Genomic DNA, 17,643 nt, shown 5'->3' with positions numbered 1-17,643 from the left:
GACAGGTTGCGTGATCGCCGTCACTCTGTATCACTGATGCAATACAGCACCGCAGGTTGCCGAGTGATTGCAGGGGGGGGGATGCGATGAGGCGAATACTAATTTCCGTGTTGGCTTTGCTGGTCGCAGCCTGTGCGACCCTTCCGGAACCTGCACGGTATGATTTGGCAATCACAAATACGACCGTCATCGACCCGCAATCGCGCATCTCATCGCCAAAACAGACGATCCTGATCAGTGGCGGCCGCATCGCGGCTATCGCTCCGGCCGGTGGAGAGCGGTTCTACGCTCAGGATGAGGTGGATGGATCGGGCAAATTCGTGATCCCCGGCCTGATGAACATGCACGCGCATTCCGCCGTCGCGCCGGTGGCTGAGGCCACATTTGCCCTCATGCTCGCCAACGGCGTCACGGGCATTCGCGACATGAGCGCAGATTGCTGGGAGCCGCGGGGGGAGATTTTCCTGTGTATCGATCAGATGCGAGAATATGCTCGCAAGATCGAGGCAGGCGAGCTGGACGGCCCGCGACTACTGCGTCTCTCGAGCCCCATCGTGCAGAGCGCGCCGACCTGGCAATTGCCGGAAAGCCCCGATCCCGCCTTTTCGCCAGCGACAGCCGAGCAAGGCGCGCAGATCGCGCGGATGCTCAAGCAGCGCGGCGTTGACCTGATCAAAACGTATGATCGATTTCACCCGGATTCCTATCTCGCAATGCTCGCTGCAGCTTCGGCGCTCGATCTGGAGGTTTCCGGACATCTGCCAATCTTTATCGGAAGCGCAGAGGCATCCCGTCTCGGACATCGCTCGATTGAGCACGCGCGCGACTTGCTGACGGATTGCAGCCGGTTTGGGGAAGTCTATCGCGAAGGCAACATGGCAACTCTGCGCGGTGAAGACGGCGCGTCATGGCCTAAGCAGGATGATCTGCGTGTGCTGAGCGTAACCCAGTTCGATCCCGAAATATGTGCGCAGGTCATGGGAGTATTGGTCGCCAATTCAACTTACTACGTTCCTACGCATGGCACTCGCGAAATGGACGTTCGCGCGCGCGAGGACACATACCGCAATGATCCTCGCCTTAAATATATGCACCCGTTCGTCGTTGGAGACTGGAAAAAGGATCTCGATCGGACCGCTCAGATTCCAGCGGACCAGCTGCCAAAATTCCAAGCTTATTACCGTCACGGTCTCGCGATTACGAAGTTCGCTAGCGATGCGGGCGTCAAACTTATGATCGGCACAGATGCCAACGATACTATGATGTTTCCTGGTTTTGGCGTGCACGACGAAATGAAACGCTTCGCCGAGGCGGGTTTGGAACCGATGGATATCTTGCGGGCAGCAACGTCGGTCCCAGCCGAATATCTCGGTCGAACTGCGGATCTCGGGGGGATTGCGAAAGGAAAGATCGCTGACCTTGTGGTGCTCAATTCCGATCCGCTGACTGACATCGGCAACACCGCAGATATCGATGCGGTCGTTTTTGGTGGTCGGCTGCGATCACGCGATTATCTCGATGGCTTACTGGACGCGTTGGCAGAACGCCATTCTGAAACGCCTGCCTCTTCGTTGTCAGAGTAACTCGGTCTCAGCTTTGCTATCGCGTCAATTTTCAGCCGGATCTTCCGCAAGCTCGCTGGGCGGCGGTGACCAACTGCCGGTCTCCATCCAGATCAGGAACCGCCGCAGCGGCAGTAACCAGATGAGGCCAAGCACGAGGTAGATCACGGTCTGCGCCCAGCCGGGCCAGCCACCGATGATATCCGGCGCGTATCTCGCGATCACCACTCCATATATGATAAGGAACACGAACAGGCCAATGATCCCTGCCGGTATGCGCCAGGTGGGTGTCTCTCGCATCAGCTGATTCCGTACATTCTGGTTGGCGTTACGACGGCGTCTAGCACGATGTCGTGTGGTTCGGTTGGAAGCGTGTCGCAAAGCTGTGCATCCCAAGCCAGACCAATCGCCATACGTCCGGGGTGTTCCGTCAGCCAGCGATCGTAATGCCCGCCGCCTTGTCCCAATCGCTCACCGGATGCGGTAAAGCCGACCAGCGGCACAAACAGCACGTCGGGCAGGATTTCGCGCGCGTCGGCACCAGGTTGAGCGATGTCGAAAGGCCCCATCTCCAGATCGCCGCTACCGAAGGGATCAGTGTGCTCGCGGAAGGTCATCGGAGCGTTTGCTGCGGTGAATGCGGGCAGGGCGATAGTGTGTCCCGCTTCCTGAAAGAACTGGGCATAGCCGCCTGCAGGTGCTTCAGATGCGGCTGCGCTGTAAAGTCCGATTACCGCATCATGGCCGATCTTCGCTAGCAGCGGTGCTGGAGGGCGGTGGAACAGCAGCGCGCGGATCGCATCGGACTGCGCTGCGACATGTTCGCGGCGCGTTTTCCTAAGTGTCTTGCGAAGTTCGGTTTTGCTTTGCGGCAAGCTCAAGATCCCACATTCATCATATCGGCTCCGCCAGACGGCGCGCGTAACAAAATCAGTGACGGGACCACCATGGGTCGTTGCGCTAGAAATCCTCTGACGCGAAAACGTCAGGTGGGTGCCGTATGTCCAAGCTCCCAGGTTCCATTCCGAAGAACGCAGTGGCCCATAAACTCGGACAGGGACAGCTCCCAATGGATTGCTTATAGCCTCAGGGATGTTCAATCGGCTCGTGCCGGGCAGCCCCGCCATCAAGTAACTTAGGACGCCGCGCTCGCCTCTTCAAGCGCCGCAGCGGTCTCCTCCGCGCGCGATGCCAGCGCCTCCAGCTTTTCAATGATCTCATCGCTCACCGATGGAGCGCCGAAGAGGTCGTGCTGATGGCTGGCCGCTTCGCGCAACTCGGCTAGCTGACCTTTCAGATCCGCTACTTCCTCGCGGGCGCGCGCCTCGGCTTTGGTCAAGGTTTCGATCTCCGCGCGCAGTTCGGCTTTCTTGCCGCCGGATCGCTCTTTCTCGTGCTCGACATTTTGGGTCGATTTCTTCGCGACCTTTCGCGCCTCTGCAAGATCGTCGGCCAGGAACAAGGCCGCGAACAGCATGTTCTGCGCCTCTTGCGGCGTGCGCGACGCGCCCAGTTTCGCATATCGTTCCGCGATCATGGCGCCGAGATTCTCGATGTGCTGCTCTTCACCGTCCGCGCAAATGATGGTGTACGATTTTGGACCGACAGTCAGAGTTACTTCGCTCATGGCTGTCTCGTCACCTTTCCAGCTCGGCAATCACCGAGTCGAGTTCGCTCAAGGTTTCAGCGACTTCCTCGCGCAGCTTTTCGTGAGAATTGACCAGAGCAAGTATCTTTACCTGGCTGCTGCTGCCGTTGGCGGTGTTATCGCGTTTTTCCGAAATCGCGGAACGCGCAGAAGCCATCCGCTCCAAAGCGGCGTCGATACGCGTCATGGCGGATACGATCCGGCTCTCGCCCATGCCTTCATAAATACCAAGATTGCCGTTGCTGCGCAAAGCTTTGACGGGGCCTGTTGATAAGTGCTCTTGAACCCAAAAGCTTACTGCCAATCGGGGAGCAAGTGCCGTGCGCTTGCGCCCACCGCTTGACCTCACAATAGGCCTCGGCAATGGCATCGCGTAACGGATCGAATCGACCGGAACCGCGGTCGGCAATCCCACCGGCGAAACATATCCCGCCGCACGCCAGCAGGAGGCACCCGAGCCGCATGACGATTGATACTGCCCGCTTGCAAGACATGGCCAATGCCATTCGCGCGCTTTCGATGGATGCGGTGCAGGCTGCCAATTCCGGGCATCCAGGCATGCCGATGGGCATGGCCGATGTGGCATCGGTGCTGTTCCAGCATCATCTGAAATTTGATCCCTCGCGTCCCGACTGGGCCGACCGCGACCGGTTCGTCCTGTCCGCCGGGCATGGATCGATGCTGATTTACAGCCTGCTTCACCTGTCGGGTTATGCTCGCCCGACCATGCAGGACATCCGCAATTTCCGGCAACTCGGCAGCCCATGTGCCGGCCATCCAGAAAATTTCCTTCTCGAAGGCGTGGAATGCACGACGGGGCCGCTGGGTCAGGGCCTGGCGATGGCTGTCGGCATGGCAATGGCGGAGCGGCATCTGAATGCGGAATTCGGCGACGATCTTGTCGACCACCGCACATGGGTCGTCGCAGGCGATGGGTGCCTCATGGAGGGGATCAATCACGAAGCGATAGGCCTTGCAGGCCACCTCCATCTCGGGCGGCTGATCGTTCTGTGGGATGACAACAACATCACGATCGACGGGCCTGCAGACCTTTCTACGAGCGAAGATATCAAGGCACGCTACGAAGCGACGGGATGGCATGTGGTGTCGTGCGACGGGCACGATTTTGCCGACATCGACCGTGCTCTCGAAGAAGCGAAAGCGGCCGAGCGCCCTTCGCTTGTCGCCTGCCGAACGATTATCGGGAAGGGCGCACCGACCAAGCAGGGAACGGCCGCTACACATGGCGCTCCGCTCGGTCCTGAAGAGATTGCCGGCGCTCGCGACGCGTTGGGCTGGGATGCCGAACCTTTTGAAGTGCCTGCCGATATTCTTGCCGATTGGCGCGCGACAGGAGACGCGGGCCGCGAGGCCAATGGCCAGTGGCAGACCCGGCTTTCTGGTTCGGACATGCGCGATCGCTTTGAGAGGCGGATGGACAGTATCGGTGACAGCGCCTCTGCCGCTCTATCCGAGCATGTCCGGGATCTGGCAGCCGAGCCGCAGAAGGTCGCAACCCGCAAAGCGTCCGAAATGGCGCTCGGACCGCTTACAGAAAGTATTCCGCACCTCATCGGTGGCTCCGCCGACCTGACGGGATCGAACAACACAAAGACATCGTTCACCTCGCCGTTTACCGCGGACGATTATTCGGGCCGGTATGTCTATTACGGGATTCGCGAATTTGGCATGGCCGCCGCGATGAACGGGATGGCGCTGCATGGCGGTGTGGTCCCTTACGGCGGCACGTTCCTGATATTCTCCGACTACTGCCGCAATGCAATCCGGCTGTCGGCGCTGCAAAAGGTCGGCGTGGTTTATGTTATGACCCATGACAGTATCGGTCTTGGTGAAGACGGTCCCACGCACCAGCCGGTCGAGCAGGTGATGAGCCTGCGCCTCGTGCCCAACCTCAATGTGTTCCGGCCATGCGACACGATCGAGACCGCAGAATGCTGGGCGCTGGCGCTGCAGACGCCTGAAACGCCGTCGGTCCTCGCGCTCTCGCGCCAGGGCTTGCCGCAGCTGCGCGGAGACGGAGACCCGGATTGGTCGGGAGAGACAAATCGCAGCGCCAAGGGTGCTTACCGGATGCGAGCGGCGTCGGCAGATCGCAAGGTCGTGATCGTCGCCTCGGGAAGCGAGGTTTCGCTTGCAATCGAATGCGCCGACCAGCTTGAACAGGGCGGGGTCGGTGCCGATGTCGTATCGATGGTCTGCGCCGAACTTTTCGACCAGCAGGACGAAGATTACCGCGCCGACATGCTGCCGGCGGACGCGCTTATCGTCTCGATCGAGGCGGGAAGCACGCTGGGCTGGGAGCGGTATACCGGGCGCGACGGCATCAATATCGGGATCGATAGCTTCGGCGCTTCCGCTCCCGCGAGCGATCTTTTCGCTCATTTCGGTTTCACAGCGGACACTATCGTCCCGAAAATCCAGAACAAATTGAACAAGTAAGCAGGAGTTTCTTTCATGGCTACCAAAGTCGCCATCAACGGTTTCGGCCGTATCGGACGCCTTGTCGCACGCGCCATTCTCGAGCGTAGCGATCACGATCTCGAACTCGTTTCGATCAACGATCTGGCAGACACCAATTCAAACGCATTGCTGTTCAAATACGATTCCACCCATGGCCGCTTTCCCGGCTCGGTCGACGTAAAGGATGGCGCGATCGTCGTCGATGGCAAGTCGATCGCGGTTACGTCCGAGCGTGACCCAGGAAACCTCCCGCACGCCGACCAGGGCGTCGACATCGTGCTCGAATGCACCGGCTTCTTCCAGAGCCGTGAAGCCGCCGAACCGCATCTGAAAGCGGGCGCGAAGCGCGTGCTCATCTCGGCACCGGCGAAGAATGTCACTGCGACCATCGTTTATGGCGTGAACCACGACGTTCTGACCGGCGATGACGTGATCGTCTCGAACGCAAGCTGCACGACCAATTGTCTCTCGCCGGTGGCGAAGGTGCTGCATGACACCGTGGGTATCGAGCGTGGTTTCATGACCACGATCCATTCATACACCAATGATCAGCGCATGCTCGACCAGATGCATTCCGACATGCGCCGCGCGCGCGGTGGAGCACAGAACATGATCCCGACCACCACCGGCGCTGCCCGCGCAGTCGGCCTCGTTCTTCCAGAGCTGGCAGGCAAGCTTGATGGCTCGTCGGTTCGCGTACCAACGCCGAATGTCAGCCTGGTCGATCTGGTGTTCCAGCCAGGCCGCGACACCAGCGCTGAAGAACTCAATGCAGCGTTGAAAGCAGCTGCGGATGGCGCAATGAAAGGTGTCCTCGATTACACCGACGAACCGCTTGTTTCATCGGACTTCAATCATCATCCAGCCAGCTCGACTGTCGACAGCCTGGAAACGAGCGTCATGGAAGGCAAGCTCGCCCGCGTGGTAAGCTGGTACGACAACGAATGGGGCTTCTCCAACCGCATGATCGACACCGCAGGCGTCATGGCGAAGTTCCTCTAACATTCGTCAAACCGGAGTCTCCTGCCATGCTCGCTTTCAAGACACTCGACGACCTCGGTGATATCACCGGCAAGGTCGCGCTCGTCCGCGTCGATCTGAACCTGCCGATGAAGGACGGTTCGGCGACGGACGTAACGCGCGTCGAAGCGGTCAAGCCGACCATCCTCGAACTGAGCGAGAAGGGCGCGAAGGTGCTGCTGCTCGCGCATTTCGGGCGTCCGGGCGGGATGCGGTCTTCGGTGCTGTCGACCAGCATGGTCGTTGGCGATGTGGAGGGGGTGCTGGGCAAAGAGTTGATGTTCATTCCCGAGGTCTCGGGTCCGGTCGTCGAACAGTCGATCGGCATCCTTCGTAATGGCGACATCGGACTGCTCGACAACACCCGTTTCTGGCCGGGCGAGGAAGATAACGATCCCAACTTCGCTCAGGCCATTGCGGCGCATGGAGATTTTTACGTCAACGATGCGTTCAGCGCCGCTCACCGGGCGCACGCGACGACCGAGGGGATTACGCATTTCCTTCCGTCCTATGCCGGCCGCGCGATGGAGGCGGAACTCAAGGCGCTCGATGCGGCACTGGGCAATCCCGAAGCGCCGGTCGCTGCCGTAGTCGGCGGAGCGAAGGTTTCGACCAAGCTCGCTGTGCTCGAAAACCTCGTCGGTAAGGTCGACCACCTCATCATTGGCGGCGGAATGGCCAACACCTTCCTCGCCGCGCGCGGCGTAGATGTCGGGAAGTCGCTGTGCGAACATGACCTCACCGACACAGCATCCCGGATCATGGATGAGGCGGACCATGCCGGTTGCACCGTGCATCTGCCCTATGATGTCGTGGTCGCGAAGGAATTCGCGGAAAATCCGGGCAGCCTTCGTACCTGCAATGTCCACGAGGTCGCGGCAGACGAAATGATCCTTGATATCGGACCGCAAGCGACAGAGGCGCTTGCCGACGTGCTCAAGACTTGCCGAACGCTGGTGTGGAACGGTCCGCTCGGCGCATTCGAAACCGAACCGTTCGATGCCGCGACCATGGCGTTGGCTCGTCATGCGGCTGCGCTCACGCAGGAAGGCTCGCTCATCAGCGTCGCGGGCGGCGGCGACACGGTTGCCGCGCTCGCCCAAGCGGGCGTGACCGATGAAGTAACCTATATCTCAGCCGCGGGCGGCGCATTCCTCGAATGGATGGAGGGCAAGGAATTGCCCGGCGTCGCGGCGTTGAAGGGCTGAACGCAGGATACGTTCTATGGCTGACATTGCTGCAATCATCGAAGCGAATGAGCTTCATTTCATGCAATCGTGGATGCACCGCGATGCGGGATCGATCCGGAAGCTTGCCACGCGGGATCTGACCATGATGATAGGGACCAGGCCACCCGAACTGCTCGACCGCCCTAGCTTCGTCGCGGGGATGGAGCATGGCTTTCGTTGCAACGGCTTTCGCCTCGGCGAGTCGCTCGTGCGTCGATACGGGCGGGCTGCATGGTATGTCGCCGGGGCCCAGCTCGAACTGAAACTCGGCGCGCGGGACTGGTCAGGCCAGTTCATGATTACGGACATGTGGCGCAAGGTTCGCTTCGGAGGTTGGCGACTGGCCGAACGAAGCTTGGCGCGGACCGAAAGCGACGAAAGTCTCGGGGACAGCATCCGGAAGCTACAATTGTGGAAGTGATGTTCGAATGAGCGAAACCGAATATGGCTACGGCAATGCGGTTCAATGCCAGGACGGTGAGTTCGCTGGATGGCATCACTGGAACCACGACCCTTATGAAACGCGTTCTGGCCCGTTCTTCATGCGGCGCGAGGACGACGGTTCGTATCTAAGCGCGTTTCGCGCCGAAGACCGGCATATGAACGGCGCTGGTTTCATGCACGGCGGCTGTCTGCTGACTTTTGCCGATTTCGCCCTGTTCGCGATCGCGACCGATGCATTGGACGGCGCCAATGCAGTGACCATGAACTTGTCTGGTGATTTTCTCGGCGCTGTCGCATCCGGAGCGCTGGTCGAGGCACGCGGTGAGGTCACGCGGGGAGGGGGCAAAACCATTTTCGTGCGCGGCCTCGTCACTGGCGACGGTGAGCCTGCGCTAAGCTTCACCGGGATCATTCGGCGTTTCAGCAAAAGCTGACGGCTCAACGATATTCGGGATTGGGCGCGTCGAAGCGGTAGCCGTCGTCCCACAGCTCCTTCGAATTGCCGTACGCCGGAATGCCTCCTGCATCCTTGAGCATGCGGGCAAGATGCATCAGGTTCCAGGTCATGAAGGTGGTGTTGCGGCGGGTGAAGCCGTTGTCGAAACCGGCGCGCGATCCGTCATCGAGCTTGTCTCCGAAAGAAGGGCCGGGACCAGCCTCGCCGATCCAGCCCGCATCGGCCTGCGGCGGGATGGTGAACCCCACATGCTGCATCGCGTAAAGCACACCCATGCCGACATGCTTGATCCCGTCCTCGTTGCCTGTGACTAGGCAGCCGCCGACCTTGCCGTAAAACACATATTGCCCGCGATCATTCTGCTCACCGGAATGCGCGTAGAGTTTCTCGATAATCATCTGACAGACCGAGCTTTTCTCGCCAAGCCAGATCGGCGTTCCCAGCACGAGTATGTCCGCCGCCTCGACTTTCGTCCAAAGCGCAGGCCATTCGTCGGTCGCCGCGCCGTGCTCCGTCATGTCGGGATAGACACCATATGCGATGTCGAAATCGGCGGCGCGGACCTGTTCCATCGCCACGCCCGTTTCCCGCATGATGCTCGCCGACATGTCGATCAGTGTTTCGGTGTGGCTCTCTTCCGGACTGTATTTCAGCGTGCAATTGATGAACAGCGCCTTCAGATCGCTGAAATCGGTTTCGTTCTGCTTGCAGAGACGTTCCTGCGTTTCATCGAGCATCGCACTTCCTCCTGTTTTCAAAAGACTTACGCCTCAAGAGAGGATTGTTTCCGGTCGCGATGTTGCAGTACTCGGGTGCCCTTAGTAAGGCGCGCGCGACCACTTCATGCAGCGCAATGCAAACGACGAGGAATTCCATGAACACCGAACAGATGACCGCCAAGATCAGGAACGGGCAAGGCTTTATCGCGGCGCTCGATCAGTCCGGTGGATCGACGCCGAAAGCGCTGCGGGGATACGGTGTCGATGACAGCGAATGGTCGAGCGATGATGAAATGTTCGGGCAGATCCACTCGATGCGCAGCCGGGTGATTACCTCGCCTTGCTTCGGCAGTGGGAAGGTGATCGGCGCGATCCTGTTCGAAAAAACCATGGACGGGACGGTCGATGGCAAACCGACCGCCGATGCGCTGAAGGATCGCGGTATCGTCCCTTTCATCAAGGTCGATCAGGGTCTTGCGGAAGAGAAAGACGGCGTCCAGCTGATGAAGCCCCTCGACAAGCTCCCGGCGCTGCTCGAAAAGTCTGTCGGCATGGGCATGTTCGGGACGAAGATGCGGTCCGTGATCAAGTCGGCCAATCCGGCCGGTATCGCTGCCATCGTAAAGCAGCAATTCGAAGTCGGTAACCAGATCGCCGATGCCGGGCTGATGCCGATGCTGGAACCGGAATACGACATCAACGCGGCGGATCGTGCGGACGGCGAAGAAATCCTGCGCGCGGAAATCCTCAAGCATCTCGATACGCTGCCCCAAGGCCGCGAAGTGATGCTGAAGCTTTCGATCCCTGTGAAACCCGATCACTACAAGCCGGTCATCGATCACCCCAATGTGTTGCGGGTTGTTGCGCTTTCCGGCGGTTATTCGACCGACGAGGCCTGTGCGAAACTCGCGAAGAATGGCGGCATGATAGCCAGCTTTAGCCGCGGCCTGCTGCAGGATCTGCGCAAAGGCCAGTCGGATGAGGAATTCGACAACACACTTAGCCAGGCCATTGGCCAGATCGCCGAGGCGAGCGTTTCCAGCTGACGCGGCGCAATCTCGCGATCAGAGGTCGGGGATATATTCGATATCGAGGCTGTAGCGGCCAAGCGGGATTGCGCCATTCTCGACCGGCGCGACGCCGCTTCGCGTAAGCAGCAAGACGCCGCCAGGAACCAGCGTCGGTTCACCCAGCCGCAGCGGGATTTCCCGAACGCGGGTGCCCTGGTGCAGCACTGTCGCGATGACCAGGCGATCATTTTTAAAGCAGATGCGGCTGTCGATACAGCGCGAATCCTCGATGATACCGTACGGCGTGATCTCGACTTCGCCCACCGCGACACGTTCGAAAAAGGCCACGTCGTAAACGGTGTAATACGTGTCCTGAGCGCTCGCCGATGCGGCAAGCGCTGCCGCGCCAGTCATGGCAAGAACGGTGCGGGTCAATGCGGTCATCGGGTCTGCTCCTTCTGCCTGATCCATAGCCTGAATGGTCCCAAAAATCCTCCATGGTTTACGATTGGTTCACCATGGGACAGTCAGCCGCGTTAGCCGCCCGGTCTGGCGGCGATTGGCGCGGCGGGCTTTGCGCGCTATGGGGCGCGCATGAGCGAAACGACCACCCAGCTATACCTCATCTCCCCGCTTGATGTGACCGGCGAATTTCCGGCGCGGCTCGAACGCGCAATTGTCGCTGGGAAAGGTATCGTCACGGCTTTTCAGTTCCGGGTGAAGAGCGTCGATCAGCACGAAGCCGCAACGCTCGCCGCGCCGCTTCAGGCTGTGTGTGCGGAACATGACGTCGCTTTCATCGTCAATGATAGCGTGCCTTTGGCAAAGCGATTGAAAGCAGACGGCATCCATCTCGGCCAGGATGATGGAGATCCGCGGGAGGCCCGGGAGGAATTGGGGCGCGATGCGCAGATAGGCGTTACATGCCATGCCTCCAGGCATATGGCGATGGAAGCGGGGGAAGCGGGCGCGGATTACGTCGCTTTCGGCGCATTCTACGACAGCGCGACCAAGGACAAGGGCGATGCCGAGAGGCCGACGACCGAAATCCTCGAATGGTGGAGCAACCTCTTCGAAATACCATGCGTCGCCATCGGCGGGATCAATCCGGAGAATTGCGGGCCGTTGATCGCGGCTGGTGCGGATTTTCTCGCCGTATCGGGGGCCGTTTGGGAAGGCGACGAAGTTGCCGCTATTGAGGCCTTTGTGAAAGCCATCGGTTCCGAATGATATGAGCTGGTGAGCAGGCAAGCGATGCCTGTAGTTCCCCCTTAGCTCCCCGCCTCGGCCACGAAGCGCTCGACATTCTGCCGCGTGCCCGACACGATCAGCAAGTCGCCAAGTTCGATCATCGTGTGCGGCTGCGCATATTCGAAGTCCTTGGTCGGGCTTTTCACACCGACAACGGTGATGCCCTGATGCGTTCTGATAGCGCTCTGGCCGAGAGTCTTTCCAGCGATGCTCTTGGGTGAGGCCAGTTTGGCTATGGCGAAATCATCGTCGAATTCGATGTAATCGATCATCTTCCCGCTGAGGATATGGGCCACGCGCTCGCCCATGCGGGCTTCGGGATAGACGATATTCGTCGCCCCGGTGCGGTCGAGGATGCGGCCATGATTGTCATTGACCGCTTTCGCCCAGATCTGCAGTACACCGAGATCGGACAGGGCGAGGGTGGTCAGCACGCTTGCCTCGATATCGCTGCCGATACCCACGACGGCGGCTTCGAAATCTTCAACTCCGAGCCGGCGGAGGGTTTCGATATCGGTCGTATCGGCCTCAACACACTGGGTGAGCGTATCCGCCATCGTTTGCACACTCAGCGGATTGCAATCGACGCCGAGCACTTCGTGCCCCATGCGCTTCAGGGATTTCGCGACCGCCTGTCCGAAACGGCCCAGTCCAATAACGAGAATGGGTTTGCGCTTATCAACCGACAATGGGATTCTCCTCAGGATAACGATAGGGGCGGCGCGACGCGCCGAGCGCCAGAGCAGTCGCAACGGTGATTGTGCCTACTCGGCCCACAAACATCAGGACGATGATCACCAGCTGGCCGAGATAAGGCAGGTCGCCGGTAATTCCTGTCGAAAGTCCGACAGTCGAAAACGCGGAAACGGTTTCGAACAGCACATCACGCAGCGAATGAGGTGTAATCGCGAGCAGGATTGACGTGGCTATCGCGATCAGCAGCAGTGCGAGCACGACCACCGACAGTGCCTGTCGCTCGACATCCTGGTGAACGCGCCGACCGAACAACACCGCATCGCGCTGGCCGCGAACCTCGGACACGACGATCGCCAGGATCAGCACGAAGGTCGTGATCTTGATACCGCCCGCCGTGCCTGCGCTGCCGCCGCCGATAAACATGAGCAGGTAATTGCCCATCAGGGTTTCGTCGCGGAAACTACCGACATCGAGGCTGTTGAAGCCCGCCGTGCGCGGCATGACAGAATGAAAGGCGGCGTTGAGAGCCTTTTCTCCCAGTTGCATCGGCCCCAGAGTATCCGGATTGGTCCATTCCGCGGCCATCATGCCAGCCCAGCCTGCAAGCAGCAGTACGACCGTTCCGGTTACCGTGATTTTCGAATGCAAGGTCCATTTCTCGAACTCGAACGGGCGTTCGCGCAGTTCCTGCATCACCGGAAAACCGAGAGCGGTGATGACGACTGCGATCATGATCGGTCCGAGGATGATCGCGTCGCTTTGAAACCCCATCATGCTGTCGGAATAGGTCGAAAATCCTGCATTGTTGAAGGCGCTCACTGCCTGGAACAGGCCATTCCACAAGGCTGAACCCCAGTCGTAATCATACGCCAAGCGCAGTCGAAGCGTCAGGATCAGGGTCACGATGAGTTCGACGATCAGTGTGATGGCCAGCACCAGTTTGAGCACCGATTTGGCATCGCCGATGTCGAGCCGGCTGCGCTCTATCTGCGTTGCCATGCGGTCCCGCAGACCGAATGTGCGCCCCGCCACTAGGCCAAGCAAGGTGGCAGCCGTCATGATACCGAAGCCGCCTATCTGAAACAGGAACAGAATGACCCCCTGGCCAAATCCCGTCCAGTAGGTGGGTGTATCAACCACGATCAGACCGGTGACAGCCACGGCCGAGGTCGCGGTGAAGAGCGCGGTCATGAAGGGCGCACTGCCTTCGTCGACGCGGGCGATTGGCAGCAGGAGCAGGATGGTCCCCAAGGCAATCGTCGCGAGAAAGAGTATCGGGATCAGGCGGGTCGGATTTTGCAGAGCTGTCGCCTTGTCTGAGGTTAAGTTTCGCCTGAGAGTCAGTTGGTTGACCAGCTTTGCGAAAAATGCACAGGTACTATTTACGTAGCGAAACAACCGCTTGTCGTAGCCAAGGTTCCCGCTGGCATCACGTTGAGCAACAGTTAGGATGAAAACGCTGCGTGACCGGAAACGATGGAGCCGCTAACCTTGGCGAATGAAATTCTTCGACCGCCTTCTCACCATCGTTGTCACTGCGACGCTCACTTCCGTCGTCTGGATCGTATTCGGAAGCTCGCTTCTGGAAATGGCGAAAGACCGCCAGGATAGTACCGAGGACATGGTGGCTCCGGGGGCATCGCCGCCTCCTCAGCCGACATTTGTTCCTACCGCTCCGCCGATAGCGGACCCGGATGCTGAAACGGATATTGAAACGCGAGACGATCCTGGCGAGATGCCTCAAGTCGGAGCGCCGGAGACCGGCCAAGCCGCTCAGGAATAATCAGCCTGTCCCGCCGAGGCGCGTGCAGCGCAGTTTGCCGCGCTTCAACTGGTTCGTTCCAATGCGTTGAAGCTGCTCGCCCTTTTTCGGGCCGCGCGTAAAGCTCAGCTTATCGCCGCGGAGAATGTAGGTGCCGCGCCCTTCGGGACTGGTGTAGCTCGACGCCGGGCCAATGGTGAAGCCTTCTGCTTCCACCACTCTGTACGCCGATGCCGCGGCGTCTCCCGGCAGCGCGCATTGGTACACCCCGTGCGGCATCGTCCGCAACATCCCGCCGGGAGGGTTGGCCTCTGCCGCTTGTGCAAACGCCGGCCCAGAAAAAATCAGGCAGGCGGCAAATGCCGCTGGCATAAAGACATGTTTCGACTGCATTCCGGAATCCCTCGCCGCGACCACGTCTTATAGCGGTTCGCACATGTTCACGCCATGTTTAGCGGCCGCAGGCTGAATTGAAGCTGAAAACGGCGGACGAGCGGTTTGTGGCTCTGCGATGCTTGCCGAGAGCAGCGGCCTTCGCTATTGGCGCGCATCTGTTATTCCCGCGCGCGCCATCATGCGGCGCGCCGTTTCTCCCGATACAAAGGCACGTGGCCCCATGAAAATCAGCGGCGTCGACATTCGTCCCGGCAACATCCTCGAATACGAAAAAGGCATCTGGAAAGTTGCTAAGATCCAGCACACCCAGCCGGGCAAGGGCGGGGCGTATATGCAGGTTGAGATGAAGAACCTGCAGGATGGCCGAAAAACGAACGTTCGCTTTCGCAGCGCCGACAGCGTCGAAAAAGTTCGTCTCGACACGGAGGAATACCAGTTTCTCTATGAAGATGGCGATATGCTGGTTTTCATGGACCAGAATACATATGAACAGATAACCCTGCCCAGCGATCTGCTTGGCGATGCGCGTCCGTTCTTGCAGGACGGAATGCAGGTGAAGCTGGAGCTGTGGGAAGAAAAGCCGATCAGTGTCGAGCTTCCACAGCAGGTCGAGGCCGAGATCGTCGAGGCCGATGCGGTGGTTAAGGGGCAGACTGCCTCCTCCAGCTACAAGCCCGCCGTTCTGGACAATGGCGTGCGCATCATGGTCCCGCCGCATATCGAAAGCGGAACACGGATCGTGGTCGATGTGTACGAACAGACCTATGTCGGGAAAGCGAGCTAAGCGCGCATGTCGATGTTTTCAGGCCTGATCCGCGTCATGGAACGTGCCGCGCGCAAGGCAGGTAACCGTCTGCGCCGCGATTTTGGCGAGGTCGAACACCTTCAGGTCAGCCGCAAAGGGCCAGCGGATTTCGTGTCCAAAGCCGATATGCGCGCCGAACGCATTCTTTATGACGAACTGCTCGGTGCCCGGCCCGGCTGGGGTTTCGTGCTGGAAGAGGCGGGCGTGATCGAAGGTGATGAAGGCATGCCGCGCTGGATCGTTGATCCGCTCGATGGCACCACCAACTTCCTTCATGGAATACCCCATTTCGCGATCAGCATCGCCGTGCAGGAACCACGTCTGGATGGGAAGGGCTGGGGCGATGTCACTGCTGCGGTCATCTATCACCCGATCAACGACGAGACCTACTGGGCCGAAAAATCACGCGGTGCCTGGCTGCAGGATGCGCGTCTTCGTGTATCCGGACGCCGCCAGCTTTCCGAGGCTTTGATCGCCACTGGCATTCCGTTTCAGGGCCACGGCGATTTTGCCGAATGGAGCCGTATCTTCGGCGCCGTCGGTCCCGAAGTCGCCGGTATCCGCCGGTTCGGCGCCGCCTCGCTCGACATGGCTTATGTGGCGCAAGGGCGCTTCGACGGGTTCTGGGAAAGCGGGCTCAACGACTGGGATACGGCGGCTGGCTGTCTGCTGGTCCGCGAGGCTGGAGGGTTCGTGTCCGATTTTCGCGGTCGGTCCAATCCGATCCATTCTGCGCAGGTGCTCGCCGCGAACGACGCGCTGCATTCGCGTCTTCACAAAATCCTGGCGGGAAGTCTGCGGTAGGTTCCGGGCGGAAACTGAGCTGGCCCAAGCCTGTTCCTTCCGCCTGAAAAACTGGTGCCCCTGGCCCGACTCGAACGGGCACTCCCGAAGGAAAGCGATTTTGAGTCGCTCGCGTCTACCAATTCCACCACAGGGGCACACCTGAGCAGAGCGCGGCTGTTAGCGGGGTCCTTCTCGGGCTTCAAGAGCGCATTTTCTCGCATTCGCGTGCGGGCCTGCCGCTTCCCGGCTCGGGACTAGGCAGCCAGCATGACGTATCGCCACTGTGCGCGTCAGCTCACGTCTATCCGAAGCTTGATCACACCTTCGTCGCGGCTATCGAATAGCCTGTACGCCTCGGCGCCTTCGCTGAGGTCGAAGGTGTGGCTGAACATTCCCGCCGATTTGATCCGCCCGGATTGCACCAGCGGCACCAGATGCGGCCACATGTTCTGCACCTCGCAAATCCCTCCGCGCACGGTGATATTCTTGAACAGGATAAGCGGCAGCGGGAGTACATCGTCAGGCTCGGGAATGCCGATGAAGCTCGCCGTCCCTTGCCGCGCGACAAGCGGGAGCACCGAATTGATCGCCCCTTTCGCACCGGACGCTTCAAACACGGATTGCACGCCGATCCGGTCGGTTGCCTCCATGATCTGCGCGGTAAGATCGGGTCCGGGCGCGTAGGTTTCTGCGCCGAGTGCGGCGGCCATGTCCCTGCGCGAGGCAACCGGATCAATCGCGAATACCCGAGAAGCGCCAAGCAGGAATGCAAGCTCCACTGCGATCAGCCCGATGGGGCCAAGTCCGATTACAGCGACAGTGCCTCCCGGCTGTGGCTCCGCCCGCGTCAGTCCAAAATACGCCGTCGCCATCCCATCGGTCAGCAACAGCGATTGCTCAGCGGTCAGGCCGTCTGTCGAATACAGCGTCGCATCAGCGTTCGGCACGTTCACGAATTCCGCCTGTCCGCCCTGTAGCCCCGGCCCGATGCCGAATGCCGTGGCCTCCCGGCAGGCCAGTACGTTGCCGACAAGGCATTGCGGGCAATTGCCGCAGCCGGTGCCGCCCGCAGCCAGCACCTTGTCGCCGACCTTAAATGTGTGAACATCGCAGCCGGTTTCGACGACTTCGCCGATAAACTCATGCCCGCAGCAGAATTTCGGAGCATCGGCGCTGTATTCCATGCTGCCGATATGCGCGCCGTGATACATGTGCAGGTCGCTGCCGCAGATCGAGCAGCTTTCCACCTTCAGGATGGCGCTGTTGGCGGTGCGCAGTTCCGGATCGGCATAGCTTTCATAGCGGATGTCGCGCGGTCCGTTGAAAACGAGGGCTTTCATGCGAAATGCTTCCTTGAATGATCTTTCCGGTCACCAT

General features: G+C 59.8%; 21 protein-coding genes, 1 tRNA gene and 1 other RNA gene. 11 read left to right on the top strand and 12 right to left on the bottom strand.

Annotation, left to right across the window (positions count from 1 at the left end):
- Positions 1-86: 86 nt before the first annotated feature.
- Positions 87-1,583: an amidohydrolase family protein gene (locus tag KCG45_RS13780; RefSeq protein WP_218317877.1), complete on the top strand. Its 1,497-nt coding sequence runs from the start codon at positions 87-89 to the stop codon at positions 1,581-1,583.
- Positions 1,584-1,607: 24 nt separating this feature from the next.
- Here the strand turns inward: KCG45_RS13780 and KCG45_RS13775 are convergent, their stop codons facing one another.
- From KCG45_RS13775 to KCG45_RS13755, 5 genes are all read right to left on the bottom strand, one after another.
- Complete coding sequence (locus tag KCG45_RS13775) at positions 1,608-1,862, bottom strand: DUF2842 domain-containing protein (RefSeq protein WP_218317876.1); 255 nt, start codon at positions 1,860-1,862, stop codon at positions 1,608-1,610.
- Complete coding sequence (locus KCG45_RS13770; protein ID WP_439648933.1) at positions 1,862-2,437, bottom strand: 5-formyltetrahydrofolate cyclo-ligase; 576 nt, start codon at positions 2,435-2,437, stop codon at positions 1,862-1,864. The genes KCG45_RS13775 and KCG45_RS13770 overlap by 1 nt, the downstream gene beginning before the upstream one ends.
- Positions 2,438-2,497: 60 nt before the next feature.
- Positions 2,498-2,686: non-coding RNA, 6S RNA (ssrS, locus tag KCG45_RS13765), on the bottom strand.
- A gap of 11 nt (positions 2,687-2,697) precedes the next feature.
- Entirely contained in the window at positions 2,698-3,189 is a 492-nt protein-coding gene (locus tag KCG45_RS13760; protein WP_218317874.1) for a cell division protein ZapA, read from the bottom strand.
- 10 nt (positions 3,190-3,199) lie between these two features.
- Positions 3,200-3,619 carry a hypothetical protein gene (locus KCG45_RS13755; protein ID WP_218317873.1) on the bottom strand — a complete coding sequence of 140 codons (420 nt, stop codon included), beginning with the start codon at positions 3,617-3,619 and terminating at the stop codon, positions 3,200-3,202.
- A 53-nt stretch (positions 3,620-3,672) separates the two neighbouring features.
- Here KCG45_RS13755 and tkt point away from each other — a divergent pair, with 53 nt between their 5' ends.
- The 5 genes from tkt to KCG45_RS13730 are packed head-to-tail and all read left to right on the top strand — an operon-like array spanning position 3,673 to position 8,818.
- Positions 3,673-5,670: a transketolase gene (gene tkt, locus KCG45_RS13750; RefSeq protein ID WP_218317872.1), complete on the top strand. Its 1,998-nt coding sequence runs from the start codon at positions 3,673-3,675 to the stop codon at positions 5,668-5,670.
- Positions 5,671-5,685: 15 nt separating this feature from the next.
- A complete protein-coding gene (gene gap, locus KCG45_RS13745; RefSeq protein ID WP_218317871.1) occupies positions 5,686-6,693 on the top strand; it encodes a type I glyceraldehyde-3-phosphate dehydrogenase in 1,008 nt (335 codons plus the stop codon).
- A gap of 26 nt (positions 6,694-6,719) precedes the next feature.
- Positions 6,720-7,919 (top strand): phosphoglycerate kinase, encoded by a 1,200-nt coding sequence (locus KCG45_RS13740; RefSeq protein WP_218317870.1) that lies wholly within the window; start codon positions 6,720-6,722, stop codon positions 7,917-7,919.
- 16 nt (positions 7,920-7,935) lie between these two features.
- Positions 7,936-8,361 (top strand): Cif family virulence factor, encoded by a 426-nt coding sequence (locus KCG45_RS13735; protein WP_218317869.1) that lies wholly within the window; start codon positions 7,936-7,938, stop codon positions 8,359-8,361.
- 7 nt (positions 8,362-8,368) lie between these two features.
- Positions 8,369-8,818 carry a PaaI family thioesterase gene (locus KCG45_RS13730; RefSeq protein ID WP_218317868.1) on the top strand — a complete coding sequence of 150 codons (450 nt, stop codon included), beginning with the start codon at positions 8,369-8,371 and terminating at the stop codon, positions 8,816-8,818.
- A 4-nt stretch (positions 8,819-8,822) separates the two neighbouring features.
- On the opposite strand, the gene KCG45_RS13725 is transcribed toward KCG45_RS13730, so the two are convergent.
- On the bottom strand, positions 8,823-9,578 hold the full coding sequence (locus tag KCG45_RS13725; protein ID WP_218317867.1) for a flavodoxin family protein: 756 nt from the start codon (positions 9,576-9,578) through the stop codon (positions 8,823-8,825).
- A gap of 137 nt (positions 9,579-9,715) precedes the next feature.
- Here KCG45_RS13725 and KCG45_RS13720 point away from each other — a divergent pair, with 137 nt between their 5' ends.
- Positions 9,716-10,606 carry a fructose bisphosphate aldolase gene (locus tag KCG45_RS13720; protein ID WP_218317866.1) on the top strand — a complete coding sequence of 297 codons (891 nt, stop codon included), beginning with the start codon at positions 9,716-9,718 and terminating at the stop codon, positions 10,604-10,606.
- Between the two features lie 18 nt (positions 10,607-10,624).
- On the opposite strand, the gene KCG45_RS13715 is transcribed toward KCG45_RS13720, so the two are convergent.
- Complete coding sequence (locus tag KCG45_RS13715) at positions 10,625-11,014, bottom strand: hypothetical protein (protein WP_218317865.1); 390 nt, start codon at positions 11,012-11,014, stop codon at positions 10,625-10,627.
- A gap of 150 nt (positions 11,015-11,164) precedes the next feature.
- Here KCG45_RS13715 and thiE point away from each other — a divergent pair, with 150 nt between their 5' ends.
- Positions 11,165-11,800 carry a thiamine phosphate synthase gene (gene thiE, locus KCG45_RS13710; protein WP_218317864.1) on the top strand — a complete coding sequence of 212 codons (636 nt, stop codon included), beginning with the start codon at positions 11,165-11,167 and terminating at the stop codon, positions 11,798-11,800.
- A 41-nt stretch (positions 11,801-11,841) separates the two neighbouring features.
- Here thiE and KCG45_RS13705 read toward each other — a convergent pair whose 3' ends face one another.
- Positions 11,842-12,510, bottom strand: coding sequence for a potassium channel family protein (locus KCG45_RS13705; protein WP_218317863.1), 669 nt, complete (start codon positions 12,508-12,510; stop codon positions 11,842-11,844).
- On the bottom strand, positions 12,500-13,861 hold the full coding sequence (locus KCG45_RS13700; RefSeq protein ID WP_218318060.1) for a TrkH family potassium uptake protein: 1,362 nt from the start codon (positions 13,859-13,861) through the stop codon (positions 12,500-12,502). The genes KCG45_RS13705 and KCG45_RS13700 overlap by 11 nt, the downstream gene beginning before the upstream one ends.
- A 154-nt stretch (positions 13,862-14,015) precedes the next feature.
- Between KCG45_RS13700 and KCG45_RS13695 the strand changes: the two genes are divergently transcribed.
- The gene (locus KCG45_RS13695; protein WP_218317862.1) at positions 14,016-14,300 is read left to right on the top strand and encodes a hypothetical protein; all 285 of its coding nucleotides are present in this window, start codon (positions 14,016-14,018) and stop codon (positions 14,298-14,300) included.
- Here the strand turns inward: KCG45_RS13695 and KCG45_RS13690 are convergent, their stop codons facing one another.
- Positions 14,301-14,672 carry an elongation factor P gene (locus tag KCG45_RS13690; protein ID WP_218317861.1) on the bottom strand — a complete coding sequence of 124 codons (372 nt, stop codon included), beginning with the start codon at positions 14,670-14,672 and terminating at the stop codon, positions 14,301-14,303. It lies immediately after the preceding gene.
- 223 nt (positions 14,673-14,895) lie between these two features.
- Here KCG45_RS13690 and efp point away from each other — a divergent pair, with 223 nt between their 5' ends.
- The gene (efp, locus tag KCG45_RS13685; RefSeq protein ID WP_218317860.1) at positions 14,896-15,459 is read left to right on the top strand and encodes an elongation factor P; all 564 of its coding nucleotides are present in this window, start codon (positions 14,896-14,898) and stop codon (positions 15,457-15,459) included.
- Positions 15,460-15,465: 6 nt separating this feature from the next.
- The gene (locus tag KCG45_RS13680) at positions 15,466-16,284 is read left to right on the top strand and encodes an inositol monophosphatase family protein (protein WP_218317859.1); all 819 of its coding nucleotides are present in this window, start codon (positions 15,466-15,468) and stop codon (positions 16,282-16,284) included.
- Between the two features lie 52 nt (positions 16,285-16,336).
- On the opposite strand, the gene KCG45_RS13675 is transcribed toward KCG45_RS13680, so the two are convergent.
- Both KCG45_RS13675 and KCG45_RS13670 read right to left on the bottom strand, forming a co-directional pair.
- Positions 16,337-16,421, bottom strand: a tRNA-Leu gene (locus KCG45_RS13675).
- Between the two features lie 135 nt (positions 16,422-16,556).
- Positions 16,557-17,606, bottom strand: coding sequence for a zinc-binding dehydrogenase (locus KCG45_RS13670; RefSeq protein WP_218317858.1), 1,050 nt, complete (start codon positions 17,604-17,606; stop codon positions 16,557-16,559).
- Positions 17,607-17,643 lie beyond the last annotated feature (37 nt).

This window comes from Erythrobacter ani (assembly GCF_019204025.1).
Taxonomy (GTDB): Bacteria; Pseudomonadota; Alphaproteobacteria; order Sphingomonadales; family Sphingomonadaceae; genus Erythrobacter; species Erythrobacter ani.
This window is presented reverse-complemented; position numbering and strand designations above follow the sequence as displayed.